Below are 17,823 nucleotides of genomic sequence, written 5' to 3' on the forward strand. Positions count from 1 at the left end.
ACCCGCGGACCATATCGGCCAAGGAAAGCAGTTTCACGGCTGCGGCATGATTGTCTGCGGTCAGCCTTTCCAGCACCTCGTCGACAAGCTTTTCGTAGCCGACGATCAGGCGGCGTTCCATCTTTCGCTCGATCGTATAGCCGAATGGATCGAACGCGGTGCCGCGTAAACGCTTTGCTTTCGAAAGCACGCTGAGAAGGGGGCTCATCCACCTTGTGGAGAATTCGCGCTTGCGCGGGCGACCGTTGACCGAGGCGCCACCCATGATCGGAGGTGCAAGATTGAAGCTGAGGCTGGCCTCGTCGCCGAATGTGCGCGACAGGTCGGCCTTCAGGCGCGGGTCGGTAAGCAGGCGCGCGACTTCGTACTCATCCTTGTATGCCAGCAGGCGCGAATAGTTTCTGGCAACGGCGAGTGCGAGTGCTTCCTTGCCCGCGCCGATCTTCTGTTCGGCATTGCTTATGCGGGCGATCATCTCTTTGTAACGCTTGGCGAGAGCGGCGTCCTGATACCGCGTCAGATGAGCAGACTGGGCTGCCACGACCTCGTTGAGCGTCTGGGGAAGAACGCGCTGCGGTGTGGACGGCAGCAGCGTTTCTACCTTTTCGCGGTCCGTGATGAACAGCCGGCCAAGGCGAAATGCGGTGAGATTGAATTCGACGGCGGTGCCGTTCAGCGCAATCGCCTGCTCAAGGGTTGCAGGTGCTATCGGCAAAAGACCACGCTGGACGGCCGCGCCGACCATGAACATGTTGGCCGCGATGCTGTCGCCCAGGAGTGCGAGCGCCAATGCGGTTGCATCTATGGGCGTGACCGCGTCCTCTCCGATGAGACGCTTTAGGCGCATCTGAAGCAGGCTGTTGTCGACCTTGGCGTCCCTGTTGAACTGGAAAGCGGCGGTCGCACTGACGTCGCTGTTGACGAGCGCGAGCGTCTTTCCCGACGCGAGCGTCGCGCTCGACTCGGCCGACAGCGCCGCCACCAGATCGAACGCAAGAAGCACGTCCGACTCGCCGCGCCCTAGCTTCTGGCTATGGATGTCGCCGGTCGACCGTGCGATGCGTACATGACTGAACACCGCTCCGTTCTTCTGGGAAAGCCCCGTCATGTCGAACAGGGACGCGGCAAGACCTTCAATGTGTGCTGCCATGCCGATCACTGCGGACACCGTTATGACGCCTGTTCCGCCGATCCCGGCCACCATCATCCCAAACCCGTCCTTGTCCAATGGCCTGCGGGCGGGGGTCGGCAGATCATCGAACCAGCGTGGATCTATCTTGGCGCCGCGCGGTTTTTTCGGTTCAGCGCCGCGCACGGTTATGAAGCTGGGGCAAAAGCCGTTGAGGCAGCTGAAATCCTTGTTGCAACTAGACTGATCGATCTTGCGCTTCATGCCGTGTTCGGTCTCGAGCGGCGTCAGGCTTACACATGTCGACTGGACGGAGCAGTCCCCGCACCCTTCACACACGGCCTCGGAAATAAAAAGCCTTTGCGGCGGATTGGGGAAGGTGCCACGCTTGCGTCGCCGACGTTTCTCGGCCGCGCAGGTCTGCTCGTAAATGAGAACCGTACAGCCAGGAATATCCCTCAGATCTCGCTGCACGCCATCGAGATCGTCCCGATGGGAGATTTGTACGCCGGGCGGAAGCCTCGGGTTTCCGCGATGATGATCTGGGTTGTCGCTGACGATCCGGATTGTATCGACGCCCTCGTGGCGTACCTGCTGCGCAATCTCGGCCACCGAGATCGGACCATCGACAGGCTGACCGCCGGTCATGGCGACAGCGTCGTTGTAAAGAATTTTGTAGGTGATGTTCACGCCGCTTGCGATGGCAGCGCGAATGGCGAGCAGGCCGGAGTGATAATACGTCCCGTCGCCCATGTTCTGGAAGATGTGCTTTGTGCCGGTGAAGTGAGACAGTCCGATCCAGTTGCCACCCTCACCGCCCATATGGGTAGGCGGCAGAGCCTCCTGCGGGCGCACCATGGTGACCATTGTGTGGCAACCGATGCCGGTCATTGACAGGCTGCCGTCGGGAATGCGTGTGGATCGGCTGTGCGGACAGCCGGAGCAGAAATAGGGCGTGCGGGCCATGATCGGCGCACCGTTGTCGGTCGGCTGCAAAAGCTTGAGAAAGAGGGCCGCCTTGCTCGATAAGTCGTCATTGTCGATGCCGAGATGACGCAGGCGATCAGCGATGGCGACGGCGATGCGCATCGGCTCAAGCTGTGTGGCCAAGGGCAAAAGAGGCTTGCCATGTTCGTCAAGCTTGCCGAGCAGATATGGCCTTCGCGCTTCATTCACGAGGAGCGAGGCAAATTGCTGTTCGATGAACCCCTTCTTTTCCTCGATGACGAAAACGGCGTCGTGATCTTTCGCAAAGCTGCGTGCGCCGGTGGGCTCGAGCGGCCAGATGCAGCCGACCTTGTAGAGCGAAACGCCGAGCATGGCCGCCTTCAGATCGTCCAGACCCAGCAAACTGAGGGCTTGGCGGGTGTCGCCATAACTCTTGCCGGCGGTGACAAGTCCAAGACGCGGGGTCGCGGCACGAAACGACGTGCGATCGATTTTGTTTTCGCGGACGAAATCGTGGATATGTGGAAGGCGATGTTCTGCAACAATCTGCTCATCGCGCAGCGGGCCGAACGCTTTGGGGCGAACATGCAGCCCTTCCGGCGGCAGTTCCCGATAAGACGGCAAAACCGGCGCGAAAGATGCGGCGTCGACGTCGCAGGAGGCTGTCTGCTCGACAACCTCGTTGACGAGTTTCAGTCCAACCCACGAGCCGGAAAAGCGAGACATCGCGTAGCCCAGCAGGCCATACTCGATAATCTCGCCGACATTGGCGGGATAAAGCGACGGTATCAGCGCCGAGGCGACGGCTTGCTCGCTGTGATGCGCGATCGTCGACGACTTGCCGCCGTGGTCGTCGCCGTAAAGGATAAGTACGCCACCGTTCGGGTGCGAGCCTGCGAAGTTGCCGTGCTTCAGCGCATCAAGCGATCGATCTATGCCGGGACCTTTGCCGTACCAGGCCGCGAAGACACCATCGTATTGAGGGTCGGGGACTGCGTCCAGTTGCTGGGTGCCGCGAACCGCAGTGGCTGCAATATCTTCATTGACCCCTGGAACGAACTTGATATGCGCTTCTTCCAGCCGCTTGGCTATGCCCCATAGCATCGCATCGACATTGCCCAGGGGAGAGCCGCGATAGCCGGAAACAAAGCCGGCCGTGTTGATCCCTGCTCGTATATCGAGCGCTTTCTGGGTCAGGAGCACACGGCCGATCGCCTGCGTTCCGTTCAGGAATATACGGCCTGCCTGCTTTTCCCATTTGTCATCGAGACTGATGGAGCCCGTTGTGGCCAGCGCTTGCGATCCCATTGATTCCCTCCGGTTTTCCCGCGCGTGCAAACGGCAACTGCGGAAATGCCTACTTGTGATGGCCTGCCGTCATCCCCGGCTCCGTATGTGGCGACACACATCCGGCTGCTTTTTGCAAGTTCATGAATGCGCGTGCCGACCTTTATGCTCGCGTGATCGGGAACACTCACTCCCTGATTGAGAATGACACAGACTTTGTCGTCTAGCAATCATACTCCGCATAGCGAACCGATAGTTCGTATTGCGGACATAGAAAGTTGACATTTGCAGAATACGCAGTCCATAAATCCGTTTTGCGAGACATGGCTGCGCTAGGCGCAGTTCGGGGGAGACGTGCAAGCAGCAACGAAGGCGAGCCGACTGGACGAGGGCGCTTCGCTGACAAGGGCGAGGGCGCGAACCGATCGTGAGGTCGCATCAGTGTCCAACGCCATGCGCCTGATCGAGGAGATGGGCCGTCGCGAATATGCAGGCGTTGCCGAACTTTCGCGGGCTTTGTCGCTTTCGAAGCCATCGGTCGACAGGCTTCTTTCCACGCTTATCAATTCCGGGTTCGTCGAGCAGGACGCCGATACAAAGAAGTACAGGCTGGGAATGAAGCTTGTCGCAATCGCCGACAGCATCAGGCCGCGCACCTCTCTGATCGACATCGCCAAACCCCACCTTGCCGTGCTGGCGCGACGGTTTGCCGAAACCGTCAATCTTGGCACACTGGTGGGAGGTTCGGTCATCTATGCCGACACGATCCCCTCGCAACGTCCTTTTCGGATCGAACTGCGTGCCGGGACGATGCTGCCTGCGCACAATACCGGCGTGGGGAAAGCAATACTTGCGTTCCGTCCAAACTGGGAGGTGGAGCGCTACATCGAAGAAAATGAGTTCGAGCGTCTGACACCTCGATCGACCGATTCGGGTGACGAGCTTCGAAAGCGTTTGTCGGAAACGCGCGCAAAAGGCTTTGCCGTCGATGACGGGGAGATTCTGGAAGAAGCGTGTTGTGCAAGTGCGCCTGTTTTTGACGCCGAAGGTTTAGCGATTGCAGCGATCTCGATCACTGCGCCCCGGTCGACATTCTATCGAATCTATGACGATGCCGTCGCGGCCATCCTTCATGCCGCAGCGCGGACCAGCGCCGACAATATCGTTGCGTCTGGACAAGGACGATCGCGGTGAAGAACGCACGGACGCTTCACGCAATTGTCGCGTTTAGCGATCGCCGCATTGCAGCCGACCGATCTGACCAGGTCTTCCAACCGATAGGAGTTGACTGACCGGCTTTGAGCATTGGTTTGGAAGGCACAGTCACACCCACCAATCAACGACTGCAACCGGCCCGCAGGGCCCAAATTCTGGGAGGAGAAAACCATGAACCGTCGTTCCCTTATCAAGGGTGCTGGCCTGGCAGGCTTCGGTGCTGTCGCCGCCACAACCCTTGCCGCGCCCGCGATTGCGCAAAGCACGCAGACCTGGCGAATGGTCACGACGTGGCCGAAGAATTTCCCCGGTCTCGGAGTGGGGGCTCAGCGGCTTGCCGATCGGATTACACAAGCTTCAGGTGGCCGGCTTGTCATTCAGGTCTATTCCGCCGGAGAACTCGTTCCTCCGTTCCAGGCGCTTGATGCCGTCATCGACGGTAATGCGGAGTTGAGCCATGGATCCCCGTACTACTGGCAGAACAAGAGCGAAGGCCTCTCGTTTTTCTCCGGCGTGCCCTACGGGATGACAGCGCGAGAACTCACTGCCTGGGTCAGGCACTTGGGTGGCCAGCAAATCTGGGACGAGATTTACGACCAGTTCGGTCTTCAGGGGTTCCTGATCGGCGATACGAGCACGCAGGCCGGTGGCTGGTTCAGAAACGAACTGACAGGTCTGTCGGACGTTCAAGGTCTGCGGTTCCGCACACCAGGTCTTGGCGGGCAGGTGTGGGCGAAACTCGGCGCGTCGGTGACGAATCTTCCCGCCGGTGAGATTTTCCAGGCATTGCAGGCAGGAACCCTGGATGCGGCCGAGTTCGTCGGACCCTATAACGATCTCGCATTGGGCTTGTATCAGGTTGCGAAGAATTACTACTTCCCGAGCTTCATCGAGCCGGGTCTTGCAGGCGAACTGGTGATCCAGAAGGAAAGATTGCTGAACCTCCCAGAAGATCTGCAGGCCATCATTCGTTATGTGTGCCAGGCCGACTACGACGAGGTAGCGTCCGACTTCGCCGCAAACGACCCAAGGGCCATGCAAACGCTTGTTCAGGACCACGGTGTCCAAGTGCGCCAGTTCCCCGACGAAATCCTGGAAGCAGGCGCAAATGCTTCCAAGGAAGTTCTCCAGACGTTGCTCGATTCGAGCGACCCTCTCACCAAGAAGACCGCCGAGAGCTTTGTTTCGGCGCTGAAGATCGTACGGCGCAAAACGGAAGACACGGACAGTCCATTCATTCTCGCGCGTGAAAAATACTTTGATATTTAAGATAAGAGCCGCTTGAATTTCAGACTGCAGGAGCGGTGGACGTTGCCGCTCCTGCGTAGACTGGTTGAGGCGTCTCAGTGAGGGCCGATGACGGCCCGTTCACCGAATGGTTCCAGGCCGACGATCAACCACATCGCCCGACATCAAACTGACGCTGATGTGGGCGTCTCCATAAAGATTGCAAGCTCTCGCCGGACCTCGCCGCGTTTCTGGAATAGCAATTCGTTGCGTGCCTGTTGTTGTTGGTTGGCCCTTTCTCAGCGCGGGTCAGAGCACTTCGAAAGCCAGCGCGATGCCCTGACCACCCCCGATGCAGAGCGTAACGATCCCCTTCGTCAGGCCGTCGCGCCTCATCGAATGCAGCAGTCGGGTTGTGAGGACCGCCCCGGTCGCACCGATGGCGTGCCCGTGAGCGACAGCGCCACCCTCGACGTTGACGATATCCTCGGGCAGGCCAAGCTCCCTGATGATGGCGAGCGGCACTGCGGCGAAAGCCTCGTTGATCTCGAAACGCTCGACGTCACCGATCGTCCACCCGGCCTTGTCGAGCGCGCGCCTCACGGCGGGCACCGGCCCAAGCCCGAACATCCCTGGCTCGACCGCGCCGACGCCATAGCCGGCAAGCCGCGCGAACGGTTCGAAACCGGCGCTATCCGCGAAACGTCTCTCGGCGACGACCATGGCCGATGCTCCGCTGTTCAGGCCCGGTGCGTTGCCGGCGGTGATAGTACCGTCCTTGCGGAAGGCAGGCTTCAGGCGGGCAAGTGTCTCGATCGTGGTGTCCGGCCGCGGCGCCTCGTCGACCGAGAAGGACTCGGCGCCCTTGCGTCCCCTGATCTCCACGGGCACGATCTCGGCCTCGAAGTGGCCGGCCTCGCGCGCGGCCGCGAAGCGCTGCTGGGAGCGCGCAGCGAAGGCGTCCTGTTCGTCGCGAGTGATTTGGAGTTTCTTTGCCAGATCCTCCGTATGCCAGCCTGAATGCTCTCCTGAAAAGGCGTCGTTGAGACCGTCCGTCAGCATACTGTCGAGAATCTGGGCCGGCCCCATGCGGTAGCCCCAGCGGCCGCCATTCATGAGGTAGGGCGCGCGGTCCATGTTCTCCATGCCGCCAGCGATCGCGGCATCGCTGTCACCGGCCTGCACTTCGAGCGCGGCCGAAAGGATGGCCTGCGCGCCGGAGCCGCAGACGCGGTTGACGGTGAGCGCCGGCACGGAGACCGGCAGGCCGCCGCCGATGGCGGCCTGCCGCGCCGGGTTCATCCTGTTGCCTGCCTGGATGACGTTGCCGAGGACGACCGTGCCGATCCTCTCGCCTTCGAGACCCGAGCGCCGCAGGGTCTCGCGGACGACCATGGCTCCCAGTTCGCTGGCCGGCACGCCCTTGAGAGCGCCGTTGTAGGCGCCGATGGCCGTGCGGACGGGATTGCAGATCACTAATTCTCGTTTGCTCATGTTGGTTCCTTCCTAGGTTCGCCTTGCGTCAAGCGACGACCTTGCCGGCCGGCATGGTATGTCCCCACGCCACTGGTGCTCGGGTGGGGGAGGCGGTGGCGATCCGGCTCACCTCATCTAGGCGGGTGATGTGGTCGACAGAGAGTTCCAGCGAGAGCGCTGCGATGTTGCTCTCGAATTGTGAGAGAGTGCGGGGGCCGATCAGAGGGACGGCGCCATGCGTGCCTGCCCATGCGATCGCCACCTTGTCGGGACTCGTCCCGAGCTCGGTGGCGATTTCCAGAACGGTGTCGATGATGCGGCTGCGCTGGTCGGAGTTCTCCGGCTGGAACACGCGGCCGCCAAATCCTTCGGCACGCCCTTTCTCGCCCTTGCGGTATTTTCCTGTCAGAACCCCGCCTCCGAGGGGCGACCAGGTGATGATGCCGAGGCCGAGAGCCTGCGCGGCGGGGAAGAGATCGACTTCCGGTTCGCGGTAGACAAGGCTGTGCTGAAACTGTGCGGCGGCGATCGGAACGGCGCGCGTCAGTTCCGCCAATGTAACCGCCCGCGATAGCCGCCAGGCCGGGAAATTGGAAAGACCTGCGTAGAGGATCTTGCCGGCACGCGCGAGGTCGTCAAAGCCGCGCACGATCTCCTCCATTGGCGTGATGCCGTCCGGATGATGGACCCAGTAGAGGTCGATCCTGTCTGTCTTGAGCCGCCTAAGGCTTGCTTCCACCGACGCCACCAGCGATTTGCGGCTGTTGCCTGTGACCAGACGATCCGCGTTCGGTTCAGCGCCATTGGTGAACTTGGTGGCCAGAACGAAGTTCTCGCGCCGACCCTTGATCAGATCGCCGACGATCTCCTCCGACTGGCCAAACTGATAGACGTCCGCCGTGTCGATGAAATTGCCGCCGGCCTCGACATAGGCGTTGAATAGGGTCGCGCTGTCTTCGGCATTGGCGCCATGGCCCCAGCCGGTGCCGAAGTTCCCGGTCCCGAAGGCGACTTGGGATACGCGCAGACCGGTCTTGCCGAATGGAATGTATTTCATGCTGTTTCCTTTCCGATTCGAATGGATGGCGCGAGCAGTGTCATGCCGTGGCGGGCGCGAGAGCGCTGCCGGATTTGCGGATGGCGAACACGGCCAGTGCCGCGATCAGGCAGAGGATTCCCGCTACGTAGAAGGCGGGGAGATAGGTGGCGTAGAAGCTTCGAATGAACCCCGCGCCATAGGCGGCGATCGCCGCGCCGAGCTGATGGCCGACGAAGACCCAGCCGAAGACGATCGTCGCCTTCGTGCCGAATCTGTCAGAGGCGAGCTTCACGGTCGGGGGCACGGTCGCGAGCCAGTCGAGGCCGTAGAAGACGGTGAAGATGGCAAGCTCGTAGATGCCGAAGTTCGTGAACGGGAGATAGAGCAGGGAGAGACCCCTGAGACCATAGTACCAGAACAGTAGCCAGCGGCTGTCGAAGCGGTCCGAGAGCCAGCCGGAGCCGATTGTTCCGATAAGATTGAATGCACCGATCGCCGCCAGCATTCCCGCCGCCATCACCGGCGCGATGCCGAAGTCTCCACAGATGGCGATGAGATGCGTTTGCACGAGGCCGTTCGTCGTCGCGCCGCAGATGAAGAAAGTCCCGAAGAGAACCCAGAAGGTGAAGGAACGCGAGGCTTCGCCAAGGACGCGGATCGGCGAGATGAGCATCGCCCAGAGCGAAGCGGACTGAGCCGGTTCCAGCGTTGCTTCGCTCGCGCCATAGGGCAGGAGACCGACATCGGACGGCCGATCGCGCATCAGGAAAAGGATGGCGAGCGATGCGATGAAGATCATTGCGAGTAGCAGCGACTGCGCGATGCGCCAGCCATAGGCTTCGGAAAGTGCGGCGAACGCCGGCAGGAACAGCAATTGTCCGGCCGCAAGGCTGGCGGTGAGCAGGCCCGTGACCATCCCGCGACGGGCGACGAACCATCTGGTTGCGACGGTTGCTCCGAGCACCATCGCCGTCAGGCCCGTCCCGAGGCCGACGACGACACCCCACAACAGGAAGAGCTCGACCAGGCTCGTCATGAAAAGTGAGCCGATCACGCCAAAGCCGATCAGCGTCATGGCAACCATCGCGACGCGCCCGACGCCGAACTGGATCAGCAGGACCGCGGCGAAAGGGCCGACGAGACCGAACAAGGCGAGGCGCACCGCGAAGGCGGCCGAGATGTCGGCGATGTCCCAACCGAATTCGGATTGGAGCGGGCCGATAAGCACGCCGGGAGCGCCGACGGCGCAGGCGCCAACCATCATGGTGAGAAACGTCACCGCGACTACGACCCAGCCGTAATGGATGCCCCGGCGCGCCAAACTGTCAGCGAAGAAGGACGGCTTGGTGACGGACGGGGATGGAGACGTCATAAACTCACCTGTTTGCGGGTATATGCCCGTTTTCCATAAAAGAATTTGTGCTCAGATCGAACGCAGAATGTCTTGCAGCGCCGTCACCTTCACAGGTCCGAGCCGCTGTTCGAACTCCTTCTGACATGACTCCCAGAGGGGACCTGCTTCCTCAAGCACCTCGATACCGCGTGGCGAAAGTGCAACCACCGCTTCCCTGTGGTCATCTTCGCTGCGCGCCGTCGAGACCATGCCCATTCGTTCCAGAACGCGGACGTTTCGACCCACGGTCGAGCGATCGAGTACCGCCTTGTGGCCGAGCTCGGTGAAGCTCACGGGCTGATACCGCTCTATCGTGCGAAGCAGCGAGTATTGAGCGATATTGATGCCCAAGGGTGCAAATGCTTCGTCATAGACCGAGCCAACCTTGCGGGCGGCAGTGCGCAGGAGGGTGCAATAGCAGCGAGACATATTGCGTGCATATACCCTCTTCCGGCCTATGTCGAGCGAGCGAGGCGTTTTTCCGCACCTGGCAGGGCGGACACGTTCCGTGAACCGCCGTCAAATGCCGGCCTCTCCAGACCTGCCACGAGAGTATCGACATGAAGGCGCAAGCCTGCGCGACGTGTATCGGGATCGGCCTTGTCTGACCTTAGGGTACCATAGGCTGCAGCTGTGAACATCCGTGCGGCGCCCGGAATCACCACGCCCTGCGATTCCAGAAGGTGGGCGATCAGCTCTTCAACCTGCGCCAGATGACGTTGGAGAATTTCCCTTGCACCGCGCCATGTGGGTTCGACCGCCTCCATTTCGTATGACGCGTCCCGCACCAACCGCTCGATTGCGCATATCTGGGTGTCTAGGATCGCGGCAATGCGGAAGGAGAGCGAGGCAGGCCGCGGTGCGACGTCGTCGACGACAAGCCGCACCGCGGCCTGCCTCATGATCTCCATGAGGGTAGCGAGGATTTCGTTCTTCGAGGCGAAATGGGTATAGACGCCGGGCCGGGAGACGCCTGCCCCTCCAGCTATGTCGCCGATCGACGTCCGCTTGAAGCCGTATCGGATGAAGAGCGTCCTAGCGGACTCCAGAATCCTCGCACGCTTCACCTCGGCTTCTGTGATTGGGCGGTCGCTTGGGCTGTTCATTGCTTCTCTGTGGTTTCTCCCGGTTGGCGTTCTACAAGCGCCCGTAGCCGGTCCAGTTCAGCCTCAACCGTGCGAACACGTTTCTCGAGCCTGACGAGATAGTCGCCCTGTGGGTCATCCATCCCCGACATTGCATCGAGTAAGGCAAGAGACCTTCGAAACAGCCGCGAGGTCGAGGATCGGATCGCCGGGTACATGGTTGGTTGCTCCAGATCGTGTCCGTAGGATTGGGAAAGCAAGCTTAAAAATGATAGCCATCATGAAAAGCGTCAAGGTATAATGATGACAGCTATCATTGATTGGTCGCGTCAGCCGAAAGGAGCCGTCGTTGCGTGTAACAAAGGAGAAGGCTCGGGAAAACCGCGAGCGCATCGTCGACACCGCGGCGATGCTGTTCCGTGAGCAGGGGTTCGACCGTGTGGGCGTTGCGCAGCTCATGGAGCAGGCGGGTTTCACCCATGGCGGCTTCTACAATCACTTCGCTTCGAAGGACGAACTGATCGCGGAAGCGCTTGCACGATGCTTCGACGAACGCTCCGAACAATATGCAGGCCATGAGGCAATTGCCATAGTCGAGCGCTATCTGTCGCGGGATCACAGGGATGCCCCCGGCCGCGGCTGTCCCGCCGCAGCTTTGGGCAGCGACGCATCGCGTCAGTCGGACGAGACGCGCTCGGCGTTTGCCGCAGGGGTCGAGAACATGATCGCGGCGATCGAGAAAGACGTGCGCCCGAAGCAGGCTCACGATCCGGTTTCGCGTGCGCGAGCCATCAGCGTACTGGCTCAGGCTGTTGGAGCAATGATCCTTTCGCGAGCTTGCCCGGAGAGTTCCTCATTGGCCGACGACATCCTCGATACCTGCCGTGCGGAGTGTATCTCGATCTTCGACAATCACGGGGAAAGAGAACTGTCCGGAGAATCGTAAGCGATGCCCAACAAGCATGACCAAGGACCGCACGACCATGCGGCACATGGCAGTTCAAGTCACTTGCCGCATGGCATCGCGGAGCCCTCGCCCGCTTTGAAAGACGCCGTCAAGGACCCGGTCTGCGGTATGACCGTGAATCCACAGACAGCGCAGCACAGGATCGAGCATCAGGGCACTGTCCACCATTTTTGCTCCTCCGGTTGCAAGGCCAAATTCGAGGCCGATCCCGAGCGCTACATTGCTACGGAATCGGCTTCCGACGGCGCTGTTGCCCACGACCATTCGCAGAGCGATCCTGCCGATGCCAACGCGCATCACCGCAAAAGACAAGTCGCTGCCGCTGAACCAGCGGCCGAACGCGCGGTGTGGACATGCCCCATGCACCCCGAAATACGGCGGAATGTACCGGGCAACTGCCCGATCTGCGGAATGGCGCTCGAACCGCTCGTGGCAGCGCCCGATACGGGACCGAGCCCGGAACTGAAGGACATGACGCGCCGGTTCTGGATCGGATTGGTGCTGGCCTTGCCGGTGTTCGTTCTGGAGATGGGTTCTCACCTAATTCCGGCTCTGCATCATCTCGTGCCGGGGCATATTTCCGTAGCGGTGCAAATGATCTTGGCCACACCGGTCGTGCTCTGGGCCGGCTGGCCGTTCTTCGAGCGTGCCCGGGAGTCAGTGCGCACGCGCAACCTGAATATGTTCACGCTGATCGCCATGGGCACTGGCGTCGCCTGGGCGTACAGCATGGTTGCGGCTCTCGTCCCAGGGATCTTTCCGGCTGCGTTCAGAGCCGGCGATGGAACTGTAGCGGTCTACTTCGAGGCCGCCGCCGTTATCACCGTTCTGGTGTTGCTCGGCCAGGTGCTGGAACTGCGCGCCCGTGAGCAGACCTCCGGCGCGATCCGCGCATTGCTGGACCTGGCCCCGAAAACTGCGCGCCGGATCGGAGAGGCCGGCGCGGAAGAAGACATACCCATCGACGCTGTGCAGATCGGCGACCTTTTGCGGGTACGACCGGGTGAGACGGTGCCCGTCGATGGCATGGTCACGGAGGGCCGCTCCTCGCTGGACGAATCCATGGTGACGGGCGAATCCATGCCGGTGACGCGCGCCGCCGGGGAAAATGTCGTCGGCGGCATGATGAACCAGACGGGCGCGCTCGTCATCCGGGCCGAGAAGATCGGCAAGGATACGATGCTCGCGCGCATCGTGCAGATGGTCGCGGACGCCCAACGTTCGCGAGCGCGGATCCAGCGCATGGCCGATCAGGTGTCCGGCTGGTTCGTACCGGTGGTGATCGCCATCGCGCTCCTCGCGTTTGCGGCATGGGGGATATGGGGGCCGGAACCGCGCCTTGCCCATGGCCTTGTCGCTGCCGTCTCGGTCCTGATCATCGCCTGTCCCTGCGCGCTCGGCCTCGCCACGCCCATGTCGATCATGGTTGGCGTCGGCAAGGGTGCGGGCGCGGGCGTCCTAATCAAGAATGCCGAAGCGCTGGAGCGCATGGAGAAGGTCGATACGCTGGTTGTCGACAAGACGGGAACGCTGACCGAAGGCAAGCCGGCGGTTACGAAGGTCGTCGCCGGGGAGGGGGTTGCGGAAGACGAGATCCTGCGGCTTGCGGCCGCGGTCGAGAAAGCGTCGGAACATCCGCTGGCGCTGGCGATCGTCGCGGCGGCGGACGGCAAGGGCATCGCCGTACCGGCGGTTAGCGATTTCGACTCTCCGACAGGCAAGGGCGCGCTCGGTACGGTCGAAGGACAACGGATCGTGCTCGGCAACGCAGCTTTCCTCAAGGAAAACGGCGTCGATGCGTCCGCGTTGTCGCAGGAGGCGGATGCCTTGCGCCATGACGGTGCAACGGCGATTTATATCTGTATCGACCATCGCGCAGCCGGCATCTTCGCGATCGCCGACCCGATCAAGGCCACGACGCGGGAAGCTCTCAAGGCTCTGCATGCGGACGGCATCCGCATCGTCATGCTCACCGGTGACAACCGTACGACCGCGGAGGCCGTCGCACGCGAACTAGGAATAGACGAGGTCGAGGCTGACGTGCTCCCAGACCAGAAGAGCGCCGTCGTTGCCCGGCTGAAGTCGGAGGGCAGGGTAGTGGCCATGGCCGGCGACGGGGTCAACGACGCACCGGCGCTCGCTGCCGCCGATGTTGGTATCGCAATGGGGTCTGAACCGATGTCGCCATCGAAAGCTCGGGCGTCACCCTTCTGAAGGGCGATCTGAACGGTATCGTCAAGGCGCGCCGCCTGTCGGAAGCGACGATGCGCAACATCCGGCAGAACCTCGTCTTTGCCTTCATCTACAATGCGGCCGGAGTGCCGGTTGCGGCGGGCGTGCTCTATCCGGTCTTCGGCATCCTGCTTTCTCCAATCATCGCCGCGGCGGCCATGGCGCTGTCTTCAGTCAGCGTCATCGGCAATGCTCTCAGGTTGCGTAGCGCCTTAGTGGCACATGACATCTAAGCGCTGTGCTCGGTAGATTGATTTCGTGCAAACGAATTCGCAGGAGAGGTCGGACGGCTTGCGATCAATGTGCCAGCTTGATCCTAGCGAAGTGCTTGGCAAATTCGGGCCTCATGTGCTCGGCCCTTTCTCTCAAGAGTGGACGGCATTCACCGCATTGGAGGCTAAGTTGCGGGTTACCCGCATCAATCAGTCCATCGGAACGGATTTTTCCAAATCATACTAATTCTATAAATTTTGTTCTTTATGGTTGGCGTCAGATTGGCATGATGAGCGCCTGCCTTTGCGCGGGTGTGTTCTTATCGAGGAGCATCATGTAGTCCCGATCAATATAGTCCCGCATTGTAACAGATTTTATTTTGCATCAGCCTGTAAAGATTCGGCTCGGTGAATGGAAACAATTATATGATCTCCACCATGTATATTATGATTTAGCGTTTAATAGTCTCTATTGAGTTTCTTAAATAGAAGAAAGAAGACAGTGACCTACTCGATCGTCGGCTTCTCCGGCAACATCACGCGTCCGTCCCGCACGCGCCAACTCGTGGACCATCTCGTTCTTTCGATTGCGGAGCGTGGCAGTGCCCAACGACGCCTTTTCGACATTGAGGATATCGGACCTTCTCTGGGCGCGGCGCGGAACGTGGGGCAACTCGACCAGAGTGGCCAAGACGTTCTACTACAGATCAAGTCGGCCGACCTTCTTGTCGTCGGATCGCCCACCTACAAGGGCAGCTATACCGGCCTCTTCAAGCACTTTTTCGACCTCATAGAGCCAGACGCGCTCCTTGGTAAGCCGGTGCTTCTTGCCGCGACAGGTGGAGGTCAGCGGCATTCTCTGATGATCGAGCACCAGTTGCGTCCGCTGTTCGGCTTTTTCCAGGCACTGACCTTGCCCACTGGTGTGTACGCCTCGGCTAAAGACTTCAGGGAGGGCGGTCCGGTGTCCAGCGAACTTCACGATCGCTCCCGGCAAGCCGTAGAGGAAGCGCTGCGACTGCTTCCCCGATCCTTCGCAGATGCTTCCATCGCCGCAGAGTGAGCGGCTCCTTGGCTAACGCGGGGCGACGCAGCTCTGCCACCGTAAACGAGGTAAGATCCATGACTGATCGCAAACTGCACATCGGTACATTCCTGGTTGGTATACATGCGGGACATTGGCGGGATGCCGAGACGCCAGCGGACGCCGTCTCCAACATCAAGTCCTTCATCAGATTTGCGCAGCTTGCCGAAGCGGCGAAGTTCGATTTCGGGTTCATTGCCGACTCCGCCTACATCAACAAGGATTCGGCATGGGCGCTTCTGAGTCGACTTGAGCCAATCACCGCGCTTTCGGCCCTGGCCACAGTGACCACCCATCTTGGTTTGGCCGGAACGGTCTCCAGCTCGTACTCGAACCCCTTCGAAGTCGCGCGCCAGTTCGCATCGCTTGATCGGATCAGCGGCGGTCGCGCCGGATGGAACGTGGTCACTTCGGCTCTCGAAGGGGCCGGTCGCAATTTCGGGCAAGAGCGGCTGCATTCCCACGAAAAGCGCTACCGTATCGCGGAGGAACACGTCGAGGTCGTGCGGGGGCTCTGGAACTCCTGGGCCGACGACGCCTTCACGCGGAACAAAGAGACCGGCGAATACTTCGATCGCGAGAAGCTCTTCACACTCAATCACAAGGGCGAGTTCTTCAAGGTGGAAGGTCCGCTCAACATCGAGCGGTCTCCGCAGGGGCATCCTGTCATATTCCAGGCTGGCGCTTCGCCGGCGGGCAAGCGGCTCGCTGCCCGGACCGCCGACGCGATCTACGCGCCTTCGCCGACCGACGAGGTCAAGGCTCGCGCAGATTACCAGGAATGGAAACGGCTCGCCGAGGAAAACGGGCGCAATCCGGACCATCTACTGGTCCTGCCTAATTTCCAGCCTGTTGTTGGGCGCACCGACGCCGATGCGCAGGAGCAATACGAGAAATCGAACCGGTTTATAGATGTTGATCACTCGCTGAGGATCATCAGCCGCTACTTCAACTATTTCGACTTCACGTCGATCGCGTGGGATAAGCCATTTCCGCACGATATCCTTGTTCATTCGAAGGAAGGCTTCGTCTCCGCCGCAGAACATCTCGTCGCCGATGCCCATCGCCATGGCCTTTCGGTCGCGGAGGCCGCGTTGAAGCACTCCAGGCCGTCGAAGGAGTTCGTCGGCAGCGCGGAACACATCGCCGACAAGATCGAGCGCTATTTCACCACCGGTATCCTCGACGGCTTCGTGGTGACGGTGAGCGAGGAGAACCTCGAGCGTTTCACCGATCTCGTGATTCCCATTCTGCAGCGCCGCGGCCTGTTCCGAACCGAATACGAGTCGACCACGTTGCGCGGACATCTCGGTCTGCCGTTCCCGGAAAACCCTAATGTGGCTACCGCCTCGCGCCGGGAGGCGGCCGAGTGATGAGCCAGACCATCCAGCTCAGGCGCTACTCGATTGCCGAGGGCAAGGAGGACGCTTTCCTCGCCTCGTGGTCGTCACAGATTCCGCAACTGCGACGGAAGTACGGCTTCGAGATCAAGTTCGCCTATCTCGATCGCGGGAATGGTCTCTTCGTTTGGGCGGTCGCGGTAGAGGGAGACGAAGAAGCTTTCCTCGCCGCGGAGCGAAGCTATTACGGGTCGCCGGAAAAGGCGGGGCTCGGAAACGGCGATCCTTCCATCCTGCGCGATATCTCGGTTGGCTTCGTCCAGCCCGTGCACTGACAGCCGCAATCGCAAGCACAATCAAGGTAATCACATGACACAGCTCATCGAAGCAGCCGACCTGCGCGCCGCGCCCAAGAACTACAGAATTGTCGCCATTCATTTCGATGCGGATACGGAGGACAGCCGCGCGGCGTTTGCTGCCGAACACATACCGGGTGCCGTTCTCGCAGATCGTCTCATTTTCTCCCGGGCGCCGGAGAAGGGAGAGGGCCGCAACCCTCTTCCGCGAAGGGAGCAACTCGAGAAGGATGTTCGAACCCTTGGGCTTTTGCTCGGTGATCGGATCGTCCTCTACGATGCGAAGAAGAACGTCTTTGCAAGCCGCGCCTGGTGGGTGCTGCGAAACGCCGGTTTCACCGATGTGCGGATTCTGAACGGCGGACTCAAGGCTTGGAAGGCCGCAGGGGGCGAGATCGCATCGGGTGACGTTACCGTCCGACCAAGCTCCGTCGAAATCAGTGACGATCGCCTGCCGGCCATCTCGGGCGACGACGCGGCAGTCTTTCCTCAGCGCGGCATCTTGCTGGACGCGCGTTCGGCCGCGCGTTTTTCAGGCCAGCCCGATCCGCTCGATCCCCGACCGGGCCATGTACCCGGCGCCGTCAACATTCCGTGGGAAGGGCTCATCGACGACCAGGACCGTTTCCTTCCCGCTTCAGAACTGCGTGAGCGTTTCGCCAGCCTCGGCATAAAGCCCGACACCGCAGTCGCGGCCTATTGTGGCTCGGGCGTCTCGGCCGCCCATGTCCTCGTATCGCTGGAAGTGGCCGGTTTCCCGACAGGAGCGCTCTATCCCGGATCGTGGAGCGAATGGGCGGCGGATCCGCGCCGGCCGGTCGAGGCGTGAGCGG

At 60.9% G+C, this 17,823-nt stretch carries 13 protein-coding genes and 1 pseudogene; 8 read left to right on the forward strand and 6 right to left on the reverse strand.

Features of this window, described 5'->3' with window-relative positions; genetic code table 11:
- On the reverse strand, positions 1-3,385 hold a 3,385-nt coding region (locus AAFN55_RS25730), incomplete at its 3' end, for an indolepyruvate ferredoxin oxidoreductase family protein (RefSeq protein ID WP_347801863.1).
- A gap of 420 nt (positions 3,386-3,805) precedes the next feature.
- Here AAFN55_RS25730 and AAFN55_RS25735 point away from each other — a divergent pair.
- Together AAFN55_RS25735 and AAFN55_RS25740 are read left to right on the forward strand one after the other, a co-directional pair.
- Complete coding sequence (locus AAFN55_RS25735; protein WP_347801983.1) at positions 3,806-4,558, forward strand: IclR family transcriptional regulator; 753 nt, start codon at positions 3,806-3,808, stop codon at positions 4,556-4,558.
- 192 nt (positions 4,559-4,750) lie between these two features.
- A complete protein-coding gene (locus AAFN55_RS25740; RefSeq protein WP_347801864.1) occupies positions 4,751-5,848 on the forward strand; it encodes a TRAP transporter substrate-binding protein in 1,098 nt (365 codons plus the stop codon).
- Between the two features lie 267 nt (positions 5,849-6,115).
- Here AAFN55_RS25740 and AAFN55_RS25745 read toward each other — a convergent pair whose 3' ends face one another.
- From AAFN55_RS25745 to AAFN55_RS25765, 5 genes are read right to left on the reverse strand one after another with little or no spacing between them, the layout of a single operon-like run.
- A complete protein-coding gene (locus AAFN55_RS25745) occupies positions 6,116-7,300 on the reverse strand; it encodes a thiolase family protein (RefSeq protein ID WP_347801865.1) in 1,185 nt (394 codons plus the stop codon).
- Positions 7,301-7,328: 28 nt separating this feature from the next.
- Positions 7,329-8,339: an aldo/keto reductase gene (locus AAFN55_RS25750; protein ID WP_347801866.1), complete on the reverse strand. Its 1,011-nt coding sequence runs from the start codon at positions 8,337-8,339 to the stop codon at positions 7,329-7,331.
- A gap of 40 nt (positions 8,340-8,379) precedes the next feature.
- The gene (locus tag AAFN55_RS25755) at positions 8,380-9,693 is read right to left on the reverse strand and encodes an MFS transporter (protein WP_347801867.1); all 1,314 of its coding nucleotides are present in this window, start codon (positions 9,691-9,693) and stop codon (positions 8,380-8,382) included.
- A gap of 51 nt (positions 9,694-9,744) precedes the next feature.
- On the reverse strand, positions 9,745-10,143 hold the full coding sequence (locus tag AAFN55_RS25760) for a MarR family transcriptional regulator (protein ID WP_347801868.1): 399 nt from the start codon (positions 10,141-10,143) through the stop codon (positions 9,745-9,747).
- 26 nt (positions 10,144-10,169) lie between these two features.
- A complete protein-coding gene (locus AAFN55_RS25765; protein WP_347801869.1) occupies positions 10,170-10,820 on the reverse strand; it encodes a TetR/AcrR family transcriptional regulator in 651 nt (216 codons plus the stop codon).
- A gap of 328 nt (positions 10,821-11,148) precedes the next feature.
- Here AAFN55_RS25765 and AAFN55_RS25770 point away from each other — a divergent pair, with 328 nt between their 5' ends.
- The 6 genes and pseudogenes from AAFN55_RS25770 to AAFN55_RS25795 all read left to right on the forward strand — a co-directional run bounded on the left by AAFN55_RS25770 (position 11,149) and on the right by AAFN55_RS25795 (position 17,819).
- Positions 11,149-11,745: a TetR/AcrR family transcriptional regulator gene (locus tag AAFN55_RS25770; RefSeq protein ID WP_347801870.1), complete on the forward strand. Its 597-nt coding sequence runs from the start codon at positions 11,149-11,151 to the stop codon at positions 11,743-11,745.
- Positions 11,746-11,874: 129 nt separating this feature from the next.
- A pseudogene (locus tag AAFN55_RS25775) lies at positions 11,875-14,231 on the forward strand (heavy metal translocating P-type ATPase).
- Positions 14,232-14,712: 481 nt separating this feature from the next.
- A complete protein-coding gene (gene msuE / locus AAFN55_RS25780) occupies positions 14,713-15,273 on the forward strand; it encodes an FMN reductase (protein WP_347801871.1) in 561 nt (186 codons plus the stop codon).
- Positions 15,274-15,281: 8 nt separating this feature from the next.
- Complete coding sequence (locus AAFN55_RS25785; protein ID WP_347801872.1) at positions 15,282-16,667, forward strand: NtaA/DmoA family FMN-dependent monooxygenase; 1,386 nt, start codon at positions 15,282-15,284, stop codon at positions 16,665-16,667.
- Positions 16,667-16,969, forward strand: a complete 303-nt coding sequence (locus AAFN55_RS25790; protein WP_347801873.1) for a hypothetical protein — start codon at positions 16,667-16,669, stop codon at positions 16,967-16,969. The genes AAFN55_RS25785 and AAFN55_RS25790 overlap by 1 nt, the downstream gene beginning before the upstream one ends.
- A gap of 34 nt (positions 16,970-17,003) precedes the next feature.
- Positions 17,004-17,819 carry a sulfurtransferase gene (locus AAFN55_RS25795; protein ID WP_347801874.1) on the forward strand — a complete coding sequence of 272 codons (816 nt, stop codon included), beginning with the start codon at positions 17,004-17,006 and terminating at the stop codon, positions 17,817-17,819.
- The last annotated feature ends 4 nt before the right edge of the window (positions 17,820-17,823 follow it).

The sequence above is a fragment of the Mesorhizobium sp. CAU 1732 genome (assembly GCF_039888675.1).
GTDB lineage: Bacteria > Pseudomonadota > Alphaproteobacteria > Rhizobiales > Rhizobiaceae > Aerobium.

What these genes read in the sequence shown, in the direction of transcription:
- AAFN55_RS25745 (WP_347801865.1), bottom strand. Translation starts at nt 7,300, where the DNA reads ATGAGCAAACGAGAATTAGTGATCTGCAATCCCGTCCGCACGGCCATC.
- AAFN55_RS25750 (WP_347801866.1), bottom strand. Translation starts at nt 8,339, where the DNA reads ATGAAATACATTCCATTCGGCAAGACCGGTCTGCGCGTATCCCAAGTC.
- AAFN55_RS25740 (WP_347801864.1), top strand. Translation starts at nt 4,751, where the DNA reads ATGAACCGTCGTTCCCTTATCAAGGGTGCTGGCCTGGCAGGCTTCGGT.
- AAFN55_RS25755 (WP_347801867.1), bottom strand. Translation starts at nt 9,693, where the DNA reads ATGACGTCTCCATCCCCGTCCGTCACCAAGCCGTCCTTCTTCGCTGAC.
- AAFN55_RS25795 (WP_347801874.1), top strand. Translation starts at nt 17,004, where the DNA reads ATGACACAGCTCATCGAAGCAGCCGACCTGCGCGCCGCGCCCAAGAAC.
- AAFN55_RS25765 (WP_347801869.1), bottom strand. Translation starts at nt 10,820, where the DNA reads ATGAACAGCCCAAGCGACCGCCCAATCACAGAAGCCGAGGTGAAGCGT.
- AAFN55_RS25760 (WP_347801868.1), bottom strand. Translation starts at nt 10,143, where the DNA reads ATGTCTCGCTGCTATTGCACCCTCCTGCGCACTGCCGCCCGCAAGGTT.
- AAFN55_RS25790 (WP_347801873.1), top strand. Translation starts at nt 16,667, where the DNA reads ATGAGCCAGACCATCCAGCTCAGGCGCTACTCGATTGCCGAGGGCAAG.